Here is an 11,035-nt window from a genome sequence, read left to right as displayed (position 1 = left end):
AATGTTATTGGTTGATAACGACATCCACTAGGTATATGATGACATTAATCTAAAACAAGTGGGGGAGTTCTTATGCGCAGACCTGATATGCACGTTGAGAAAGGCGAAGAGTTTTTTGAGAACGGATTTTCGATCTACGTCAATAAGGTTTACGAACATTTCTTTCTTCCCGAGCATGCGCATGATTTCTATGAAATTAGCTATGTGTGGGAGGGAAGCGGTTTCCACTATATCGGAGAACAGACGATCCGCGTTAGCAAAGGCGATTTATTTTTCATTCCAATTGGCATCTCCCATATTTTCCGCCCCTCCTCTCCCAACCCAAATAAGCCGTTGCGAATAGGCAACTGCATCTTCGATGCATCGCTTTTTCATTTTCTTACCTCCATATTACCAGAGCAGTACCACATGTACAGATTCAACGATCTGGTTTCGCATGGCGGTCAATGGCTGCAAATGAGAGAACAATCGCGCGAGTTCGAACAAGTGATGTCCTCTCTATTCATTGAGTTCCAACAGAAGCGAACTGGCTATGAAACCATGATGTGCGGACTTTTACTCCAGCTGCTCATCGTCATGGAACGCGCTATTGAGCACAAAGAAGCTTCATCCTCTCCCAATCAAGACAGAATGGAGGCTGTCTTACGGTCGATTCGAAGCCGATTAGCTGACAAGATTACCTTAGCTAGCTTAGCTAAAGAGGTGGGAATTGGTACAAGGCAATTACAACGTATTATTACGGAACATACTAGTGAGTCCTTTTCGGAACTGCTGTCACAAGAACGGATCAACCAAAGCTGCCGGCTATTGGCTGACTCTTCCAATCGCGACCTCTCTATTGCCGATATCGCCGCAGCCGTTGGAATTCAGGATCCGAAAAGGTTCTACCGTTTGTTTAAAGAAAAGACGGGTGTAACACCGGCTACGTATCGCCGGAGGAATCACATGTGATTTTCCAGTACGACTTGCTATTCCTCCGTTTCGAACTCGCCATCTTTCAACAAGCCATAATCAAGAAGATCATATTCGGTAGCCAGTGGCTGCCCGAATATCGGCGCGTTTTTCCAATTGCCAGGCCAAGCTTTATTCCTTGGTTTCTCTGGGTCAAAATGGGGACCGAGCAAGTTTTTAAACGAACCGTTTACCCGGATCAGGACTTCATTCTCTTGGTCTGGCGCAAGGTATGGCGTAATATCCAGTATGTTATTTTGGTCAAACCCGATCAAGCCGGCTTTCGCTCCATTTACCTGCACACTCGCAATGGTCCCCTGCCACTCTGGCAGTTTCAATCTGGTTGCTCTACCTTTCGAAGGAACATGCACCGAGTACCGATACGTTACGGCCGATCCATAGAATGGATAGCCTTGATCTTTCCAGGAACCAACAGCCAGCTTCCGATTGGCCCCAATTGCCCATTTCCCCTCATGTTCGATCACTGTGAAATCCCCCGTCAGATAGACGGCTTCAATTTCCATGAAAATGGAGAACGGTTTGGCTTCCAAACGGATCATGTTGTCTCCTGGGCGGATCGCTTCACGTATGGAGCCTTGCCCCATGTGGTGATCGAGCCAACACGTTCCAGCATGCAGTGAAATGAGCACATCGTTTACGCTGATCTTATATAATTCTGGTCGCTCTACGATCAAGCCGATAAAGCTCGGTATGTCATCCTCACAGACGTGGAATTTATAGACTGCCGTAAAGCCGGATTGTGCCTCGAAAGCACCTTCGCGATCCAGTAATCTTCGCTTGAACTGGATACTATTATCCCAGGGGTTCATCGGAAAACCATGATGTTCATACGCCAACCTAGAAGCTTGTGCCGTATAGATATCGGAATAGGATTTCGATCCTATTTTCAAATCACAATAGAAGATCGGTAACATATTCTCTCTCTCCGCAGTCACATCCAGAAGAACAGGAACGAGATCAATGCACGAACCCCCCTCTGCAACTTCCGCTAAGCGTTCAGACTCTTCCACACGTACTGATCCTTTCATGACACGGAGCAATCGACTACCCGATCCCTGTAAACATATAGGCATTTCTAACCTACCGTTCACAACATGACCAACTCCTTCCTCCATTTGCCCAGTAAGCGGATCCCAGATCTCTCCATGCGTGCCTTGCACCTGCAGGATGTCCTCCATAATGACTGCTGAACTATTTACGATAAAATACAGTGTACTTCCATCTTCCATTTCCCTAATCAACTGTGCGACAGAACTTCGTTCTGTCACGCCTGATTTCCAAGAAATTCTAGGCTGTAAGACCTGACGAATCGCCGCATCGGCGGTTGCATAATCCGTTACTTTTATCCAGCTTTCTGTCAATAAACGTAGGTCCGCTGAAGAAATTAGCAAACCTTCTTGCCGTTGAATGTGCTCATTCATTGCAATAACCGTTCCCTGTCCAGCCGCGTATTGCTGTAAAAGTAGAACCGTACTCCCTTTCAAATTCGACATGGCTGGTGGAACGATAATGACATCATACGTCCGATTGGCTACCGTAACGCGATTGCCAAACACCGATCCATGACGCTCCAGAATATACTCATCGCCCCAATCATAATCCCATCCGCAATCCGATAGGCGCTGGGCTAACTCCAATGTACGTTCAATGCCTAACCGATACGCGTCATGATCCTCCAAATCTTTCGGATTCATCAAGTATGATGATGTCGTTGGATTCAGTACGAGAATGCGATTCTCGGTCTTTCCTCTGGAAAGTACCGAAGACAAGCGCCCGAAATAATCATTAAGATCACCAAGCTCCTCCCACCACGGTTGGCGCCAATCGAAGGATTGTGGATGATCACGTTTACGAGCTCCGACAATCGTCGAATACGTTAAATGCGGGTTTAAGAAGTTAATGCCATGAACATACAACCAATCTCCTATGCGCTTATAATCTTCAAAAGTAGAATCCCAGCCTCCCGCTCCGAATGCCTCGCAAAGAACCCGCGGGCGATCGAATTGGTTGGCGACACTGTGTGCTTCACGAATGCCGATCATCAGTTGTTTCGTATTATGAAGGAATGATGAATTGGACTCTTTGCTGTTCGCTTTATGCAAATATGTCATCAACATATCAATCGCAGGCCAATGCATGTATTCGTACATCGACATGACGGAAGGTGAAGAACGATGAAAGGGATGAGGCCAGTTATGCTCTAAATAATGTCCTGTGTAGGCAATATGATGACGTTCACACCATTCGGAGATCGGCTGAACGGAATTGACCGTCCATAACGCATGCATCGTTGCATAATAGTCGTACCGAACCTGCTCGGCATCCCTAGTTTGTGATGGCCACGTAACATCTCGGAACAGGAAGGGCAAGTAATCCAGCAGATCATAGTGATTTCTTTTTTCAAATTCGGCAGAAAACCAGTAGCTGAATGGCAAGAAGCGATCTCCATGTTGGAATAGGTTACCTGGTGATATTTCAGGTTCATCCGTGAACAATGCAGGTATCACATTGCCGAACCTGTCTCCAAATCGCGCTCGATATTGCTCATGCGTCGTCTGAAGGAAGCGCTCCGTCACTTCGGGACGCAACAGGTCAACGTATGCGAAACCACCTAACCAACTATTCGTCTCCGGCGTTCCAAGCTCAAATACCCAAAACTTGTCACCATGTAATTCCCAATCTTGGATCGGAAGCAGAGTCACATCCTTGATAATCTCCCACTCCCCCGTTGCACCGCGTTCTCTCATAGCAAAAACACGCATAGGCTTACCCGGACGATTAAGCATCGGTGACGTTAAATGATGGAGTGCGGATAAATCATCCCGACTGTATTCATTAAATAACACGCAATTGGCTAAGCAATCCGGAAGTTCAGAGGGAACATGTCCACCGGCAAACCCTGATGGATAGGAATTCTCATCATAGATATAGAGCTTCAAACCTAGGAGCTCGGCTTCTTCGAGGGCAATCCCCCAAAGTTCGAACCACTCCTCCGATAAATATTCCGTCACCAGTCCAGGTCGCGGATGCACGAAGGCCCCGCCAAATCCGCGATCAGCCATCTCCCGAAGTTGAGCACGTATGCGATCCGGTTCCATCTTATCGTTCCAAACCCACAGTGGCGCAGGGCGGTAGTCATTGGACGGCGTATTAAAATAAGTCTTTAGGTCTTCTACTTTATCTATTTGCATTCGTTACACGCTCCTTGATAACCTTATTTACACTGTTATCTTAGCAAAGCTCTTTTCCGGTGTATTTATCCTTTTGCCGCTAGGCGTTTGTACTTTTCACAGATTTTTTGTTTTATAATGAGAGTCAAGGAGATGAACCACGATGGGCACACGTCAACATCCTAATTTGCATGCGCTTGGTGACCTCGTCAACTTACAACCGACGGTTAATTATGCCGAGCAATTAAATCAAGTAAGTCTCGCTTCTTGGGGACCCCGAACCATACCAGATTACCAAGTACTTTTTGTCATTGAGGGTAAAATAGAACTGCGATTAGGCTCACATCGGTACGTCTTGCAAGCTGGTGACAGCTGCCTGTATGGACCTCATAGCCCACATCAGCTAGCAACCTTAACAGCAAACACCTCTTTCTATAGCGTTCATTTTCAGTGGCATGGGGATTCAGTCGATCCGCTTCACCCTGCTCATGGCATTCGTGAGATCTCACTTGAGCATGCTCTTCAAGAACCAACTACATACACACTAGACCTATGGGATTCCAATGTGATCCATTTCCCTCCGGTATTCCGGCTCCCTTCATTAGGTCCCTTGTTCGTGCCGATCGTCGATGAATATAGGGAACAACAACCAGGTTACTCGTTGCTGCTGCGCGCACACCTCATCGTCTTGTTAACGACCCTTGCCCGCTCACAGATCGTTCAACAAACGCAAATGGAACGCAAAAAAATTGCACCTGCACTGGAGGCCATTTCCGCTAGTCCACAACAAAGCTGGACGGTCCAGGAATTAGCCCACTTATGCGGGTACAATCCGACTTACTTTGCCGATCTCTTCCGAGAACTGACTGGACAAGCGCCTAAGGTCTACTTATTACAAGCACGTACGCTTAAGGCCAAACAACTGCTGCTTTCCGGCGCCAAACATGCTGACATTGCGGAAGCGCTAGGTTACGGGAGTGTCCACTATTTCTCCAGACATTTTAAAGAAAGCACAGGGCTCACACCTTCACAATTTCGGATGACGACGGAAAGATAGTTATTTTTCCGTCGCACCCGCATCTGATAAGGTAACCCTCTTATTTAATGAGCCATGTTTTGATTTCATAAGGCAAGATTTCGCAGCTAATCCCGCCTGTCATCTCGTCACCTGTTGGTCGTTCCATCAGATCCGTTTCCTGCCACGTTGTTACGTTAAATCCCGTCTCTATTGTGAGTCGTCCTCGTGCTCCAGCAAACTCATGTACACGTACAATAATCCCCGTACCGTTCTCTGACCACTTCACGGCGTCGACCATCACATGAGCTGCTGATAGGGTAAGAAGCGATCGCAAATCCCCAAACGCTGATACGCCTTGGATGACAGCAGTTGGGTTGTTTAGCGACCATGCTTCTTGCACTGTTCTACCTTCGAACCAATCGCCGCTATGCGGCAATAAGGCATAAGTGAACACATGCTCACCTTGGTCAGCCGTGGGATCAGGCACCATAGCCGACTTAATGAGCGTAAGCCGCATAACATGATCCTTGATGTCGTAACCATACTTGCAATCATTCAAGAGACTCACGCCATAATCCCGCTCCGACAAGTCAGCCCATTGATGTCCCACTGTCTCGAAACGAGCATAGTCCCAGCTCGTATTCCAGTGCGTCGGGCGTCTAACATTGCCGAATTGGATATCATAGGTCGCTTCGGTCGCTCGGATTCCCACTGGAAAAGCAACCTTTAACAATTGACGCTGCTCATGCCAGTCAATTCTCGTTTCGAAATCAATGCGTCGACTATGTGCGTAGAGCTTCATGTGTTGAACGATGGTTGAATCCCCATATACCCAAGAGAATGCCACCGTAGCACGCAAAGGGCCTAATTCGATCACACTAATATTCGTGCATTCCTCAACATTCTTCTGTTTCTCGGTATAGAAAATATCGATGTCCCACGCCTCGTGCCGCCCCTTCGGTTTATCCTCGAATACCTGCAGAACATTGCCCAGTTCACCTGCTGCAAGTACTTCACGCTGCGCTTGAATGTCAAACAAACGAGTCAATCTACCGCTCTCATCCCAGCTAAGTCGATAATGCGGCGTTACTAAGCTATTCCCCTGACAATGAAAACTCGAAGCATCCCGTTCCTGACTTGACTGTCCTTGGATCGGTGTAAGTGTTAGATAACCCATAGCAGGCATATCCGGTACCTCGACAAGCCAACCTCCGCTCGTCTTTTGCCTTCTACAAAGTGCTCCAGCAGCCGTTGCCCACTGCTGTATGCCCTCCCCCTCCGCACGATCCGGAACCTCAATCAGATCTGTTCGTTGCCAGGATGAACCATTGATAACCGTATATCCCTCTTTCGCTGGAGAGGCCATTATTAATTTCCCTGCTGCCGTCCAAACTTCCGAAGCAAACTGTTCAGCCTGCATATACTCTACTCGACTGTCTTCATATACTTCACGTATCGAAGAGCCTGGGATAATGTCATGGAACTGATTACGCAGGATGATTTTCCATCCTTCTTGCAGCTTGGTTTCCGGTGCTTTCCCCCCTTGTTCCCCTGCCTCGAGCCTAGCGAATACATCCAGCCATTCTGTCTCCCAATACAGCAGTTCGAGCTTGCGATTCATCCGTTTATTATAGGCTTGACTCGTGTACGTACCGCGATGAAGCTCTAAATACAGTTCGCCATCCCATGTATGCACATAGTTGTCAGATGAAGCTACTTCCCTCTCTAGCTCTTGGAAAAAGGAATCCGCTCTGCCCGTTGTCACCTGCGGTAACCCTGGCATTTTCGCTAATCGGCGCCTCATCTCCAGCATCTCCCGATTGACGCCACCGCCACCATCCCCGTATCCATAAGACAGCAGCAGCTTGCGATTCAAGCTCTTATCCTGATACGCTTCCCAGATGCCGTTAACGGAGTAAGGGGTAATCCCGCCATTATACGTATAATAGAACGACCCTTCCGTAGCCCCTAATTCAGGTGTTGTTATACAATGTGTCAGTACCTCCGAACCATCAATCCCGCGCCAACGAAACGTATCATGCGGCATGCGATTATATTGATTCCAGCTAATTTTGGTCGTCATAAACATGGTAATGCCGCTCTTCTTTAGAATCTGTGGCAGAGCCCAACTATATCCAAACACATCCGGCAACCACAGATAGCTGCAGGCTACGCCAAACTCTTTTTGCAGAAAATGAGTACCATATAAGATTTGGCGCACGAGAGATTCGCCAGAAGATAAGTTGCAGTCAGCCTCGAGCCACATCGCACCGCCCGCTTCCCATCTGCCCTCTCCAATGCGCGTTTTCATTTTATCGTAAATCTCAGGATAATCCTGCTTGATGTATTCGTATAGTTGCGGTTGTGTTTGCAAAAAGATATAGTCAGGAAATTGCTCCATTAGTCTCAGCACCGTAGAGAAGGATCGCGCTGTTTTCTCCCTCGTATGAGCAAGCCGCCACAGCCAAGCCACATCGATATGCGTATGACCGATACATTGAACGATGATTTCGCTCGTTTTTGGGTGCTGTTCAAGCCCCTCAACGAGCAAGTTTCTAGCTAATCGAATGGAATCGTAGAAACCATCCGAACCTGGTCTTGACCAATCAATTTGGAGGAAAGCTTTATCCACAAGCGACAATAGGATATGCTTCTCAGGCTGATGCTCCAGCAGTATTTTGACCGTTTCAATGATTGCTTTCCCCGTAAAATACAAGTCATCCGCTGCTTCATCAAGCCAGCAGAGTTCCGCGAGTTGCAGCCGATGCTGGATAGACGCCGGATTGGGATCATAGCCCCTTAGTCCTGACCATAACCGAAAGCTTAATTGGACGCTGTTTCCAATCCATCCCTCTTCCAAGAACACCTCTTGATGATTACTATCCACGCCTTGATATGGCTGGCCGTCCACGAATAGCAGCGATTCAAAGCCACTATTATTCCCACCTCCCGTCTGCCCAAAATCAAAGCGACCCACGACCTTCTTCCCGATCCAAGTTGGTGGAATAGTGACATTGAACATTAGCCAGGCATACTGGTCATACCCTTGCCACGTATCACCAAGCCTTATCTTCCCCCAGTCCCCTTCCACGGAAGGATACGCTCCAATGTTGCCCTCTTGATCCAAACGAAAATCGAATTCATTCAGTGCTATAGCATCTCGATACCTAAATTCTTTAATCTCGTCTACTCGCTTAGCGATTTTCTCATACGTCCATAGCATGTGGAGACCTCCGTTTTCCCAGTGATATAACGTGTTATCAAAGCGCAAGAGGGACTGTAATCCTCTTCATTCTGTATTATTAGATGCTGTTTCGCAGGACTAACTGACATGGCACCATGATCGTCGTCGTATCCTGCAGCTTGCGGTTGCCTTCCACATATTGAAGTAGTCGCTCTGCCGCGAGATTTCCCATCTCCCGATAGGGCACTTCGACTGCGCTTAGCGGAGGTATCATATAGGCATTGACTTGTTCGGTATTATCAGCAGCCATGATATGAACATCTGTGCCAATTCGTAAATTCAAATGATAACAGGCTTCATAAACTTGTCTAGCACCATATGACCAGTTCGTTACGAGTGAAGCAGGTCTCTCTACCTTTTCCAAAACATGTACCCATGCGTCACGTTGAGATTCATTGTTATGTCTTGGCATACTTATGATCTGCGGCGTAAGCCTCTTTGCTTCGATCCATTCCACATATCCAGCCCTCCGCTGTAGATCTCCCCAGTTCAAGGTGTCTGAAGCACCGTGGTGCACTTCTACATATACGGGTGTTGTTTGGGTTCTCTGCCAAATGGTATTCAGCGCTACTTGAATACTCCCCTTATAATCCGTGAGCACGGAACAGACAGACTCGTTCTCTGAATATCCATCAACACTCACATAAGGTACTTGATTGTCATGAATGGCTTGCGCCCAGGCTGCATCTGCATATTGTGTAGGATCTTTCGAGACAATACCGTCAATTCGTCGTTCTCGAAACATTTCCAACAGCTCATACCGGGTGGATTCATTGCCATTACTCCCATAGAGCAAGACATGATAGCCAGAGGTTGTGCACATTTTCTGAAAACCTTGCAGCATCTGGAGAAACAGCGGATTATCCATATCGCCAAAAGCCGCGAAGCACTGACTCCGCCCCAGACGCATCCCCCTTGCCTGCACGTCGACGCGATAGCCCAATTCTTCAATCGCTTGTAAAACGAGAGCCCGCTTCTCCTCACTGACACGAATGCCAGCGGTATGATTAAGAACAGCGGATACAACGCCTCTAGACACGCCTGCTTTCCGAGCGACATCAATGCTAGTAACTCTTTTCACCAAAATCACCCTCCTGCTAATCCCATATTATCACGTGTTATCAAATTTTGGAAAGCTCTTTTCTAAAGCCAAAAAAAGCTTCATAAATCCAGCTTCATGACCTCTGATTGATATTTTAATGGGGTGCTGGGTCAATTCTTCTTCCATAGATATCGCATTTTCTAGGTGCTCGGAAAAAGGTTGCACGCTTGCACTTTTGCATGTTTCACAGTGGTAAGCATGTCACCGGCAAGCAAATTGCAAAGCATGACTTCCCATGAGCCTCACTTCATCTAAACAATGAGCGCTTTCTTCTGTCACTAAAAAAGCGTCCCCCGCCAATCGATTATTTAACGACCAGAAACGGAATCGAACGGCATTATGCGTGATGAACTAATGAAAAAACTGCCGTTTAAAAAGAAAAACGAAATCCGATCCTACGGCCTTAACCGTGGGTTCTGATTTCGCTTTTCGTTCTGACAGAATCACGCTCAACTAATTCCGTCGTCAGCAGCACCTGTTCCGTAACGGGTTGGTTATTCTGAATTCGTTTTTGAAGACACTGGACGGCTCGCGAGCCCATACTTTCTTTTGGTACGCGTACGGTCGTCAGCATGGGAGTGACAAATTCGGATAAGGAGATGTCATCAAATCCAACAATGGAAAAGTCTTCTGGACATTTTAAATGCCAATCATTCAATAATCGGAGCGTCTCGATCGCCAACCGATCATTAGCACAGAAGAAGCCCGTCACTTTCTTCACGGTAATCGTCTCTCGCAATATGTCTGGAAATGCGGTATGTACATAATTCCCTCTTCCACTAACCCCAACACCCCGAACCCAAGAGCTCTCGACCTTTTGCACAGTTTGCATCTTAAAGTTCTTTACAGCTTCTTCAAACCCACGTTCTCTCTCTCTAAAGCTCAAAGCAGTTTCGCTATCCCCCACGAATGCTATATGATGATGACCAGCATGCAAAAGGTAGTTCGTCGCTTCATAGGCCCCTAGAAAATTATTCGCGAGTATATGATCATACTTGCCATTTTGAATATTCGAGTCGACCAAGACAAAGGGAAGTTCCTTTGCTTCCAATGCTTCCATAAAAGCTTCGGGAATATGGCCCAAAAGCAAGGCGCCATCCACTTTCCCTTCATGGATACTTCGAGGCAACCCCTCTTCAGGATCCATTGAAATATCAACACCGGATAGCATCATACTCAACTCATTTATCGCCAATTCCCGATCGATTCCACGGATAATTTTTCCCCAATACTCAATATCATCCAAATACGCCTGTGGCATCAGCACGGCGATATTCCCCGTCTTGCTGTAACTAATCGATTTGCGAAGATTATCAAACCGATATCCCATTTCTGTAGCTGTTTGCCAAATAAGCTCTTTCGTTTCATTTTTAACAGCAGGGTCATTCGACAGCGCTTTAGAAACTAATGCTTTGGATACCCCAACTGTTTCAGCAATCATTTGAAGCGTTATCTTCTTCACTACCCGTGTCCCCCAGTTCATATCGTTATTCTTATCTTAATTGCAGGGGACACCTAAAGCAATTCTC

Annotated in this window: 6 protein-coding genes; 2 read left to right on the top strand and 4 right to left on the bottom strand. The window is 46.9% G+C overall.

Annotated features, from left to right (window positions below):
- Positions 1–72 precede the first annotated feature (72 nt).
- The gene (locus HQN88_RS13175; RefSeq protein ID WP_173112205.1) at positions 73–951 is read left to right on the top strand and encodes an AraC family transcriptional regulator; all 879 of its coding nucleotides are present in this window, start codon (positions 73–75) and stop codon (positions 949–951) included.
- A gap of 17 nt (positions 952–968) precedes the next feature.
- Here the strand turns inward: HQN88_RS13175 and HQN88_RS13170 are convergent, their stop codons facing one another.
- On the bottom strand, positions 969–4,163 hold the full coding sequence (locus tag HQN88_RS13170) for a glycosyl hydrolase (RefSeq protein WP_173112202.1): 3,195 nt from the start codon (positions 4,161–4,163) through the stop codon (positions 969–971).
- A gap of 142 nt (positions 4,164–4,305) precedes the next feature.
- Between HQN88_RS13170 and HQN88_RS13165 the strand changes: the two genes are divergently transcribed.
- Positions 4,306–5,199 (top strand): helix-turn-helix transcriptional regulator, encoded by an 894-nt coding sequence (locus tag HQN88_RS13165; RefSeq protein WP_173112199.1) that lies wholly within the window; start codon positions 4,306–4,308, stop codon positions 5,197–5,199.
- Between the two features lie 40 nt (positions 5,200–5,239).
- On the opposite strand, the gene HQN88_RS13160 is transcribed toward HQN88_RS13165, so the two are convergent.
- The 3 genes from HQN88_RS13160 to HQN88_RS13150 all read right to left on the bottom strand — a co-directional run bounded on the left by HQN88_RS13160 (position 5,240) and on the right by HQN88_RS13150 (position 10,968).
- Positions 5,240–8,383, bottom strand: coding sequence for an alpha-mannosidase (locus HQN88_RS13160; protein ID WP_173112196.1), 3,144 nt, complete (start codon positions 8,381–8,383; stop codon positions 5,240–5,242).
- A 79-nt stretch (positions 8,384–8,462) separates the two neighbouring features.
- Complete coding sequence (locus HQN88_RS13155; protein ID WP_274319544.1) at positions 8,463–9,485, bottom strand: LacI family DNA-binding transcriptional regulator; 1,023 nt, start codon at positions 9,483–9,485, stop codon at positions 8,463–8,465.
- A 424-nt stretch (positions 9,486–9,909) separates the two neighbouring features.
- On the bottom strand, positions 9,910–10,968 hold the full coding sequence (locus tag HQN88_RS13150; RefSeq protein WP_173112190.1) for a LacI family DNA-binding transcriptional regulator: 1,059 nt from the start codon (positions 10,966–10,968) through the stop codon (positions 9,910–9,912).
- Positions 10,969–11,035 lie beyond the last annotated feature (67 nt).

It is taken from the genome of Paenibacillus qinlingensis, assembly GCF_013204845.1.
Lineage (GTDB): Bacteria > Bacillota > Bacilli > Paenibacillales > NBRC-103111 > Paenibacillus_E > Paenibacillus_E qinlingensis.
Note: the sequence above shows the minus strand (reverse complement) of the source record. Positions and strands in the feature narration are given on the sequence as shown.

Excerpts from the sequence above, each read along its gene's own strand:
- HQN88_RS13175 (WP_173112205.1), top strand. The coding sequence starts at position 73 with ATGCGCAGACCTGATATGCACGTTGAGAAAGGCGAAGAGTTTTTTGAG.
- HQN88_RS13170 (WP_173112202.1), bottom strand. The coding sequence starts at position 4,163 with ATGCAAATAGATAAAGTAGAAGACCTAAAGACTTATTTTAATACGCCG.
- HQN88_RS13165 (WP_173112199.1), top strand. The coding sequence starts at position 4,306 with ATGGGCACACGTCAACATCCTAATTTGCATGCGCTTGGTGACCTCGTC.
- HQN88_RS13160 (WP_173112196.1), bottom strand. The coding sequence starts at position 8,383 with ATGCTATGGACGTATGAGAAAATCGCTAAGCGAGTAGACGAGATTAAA.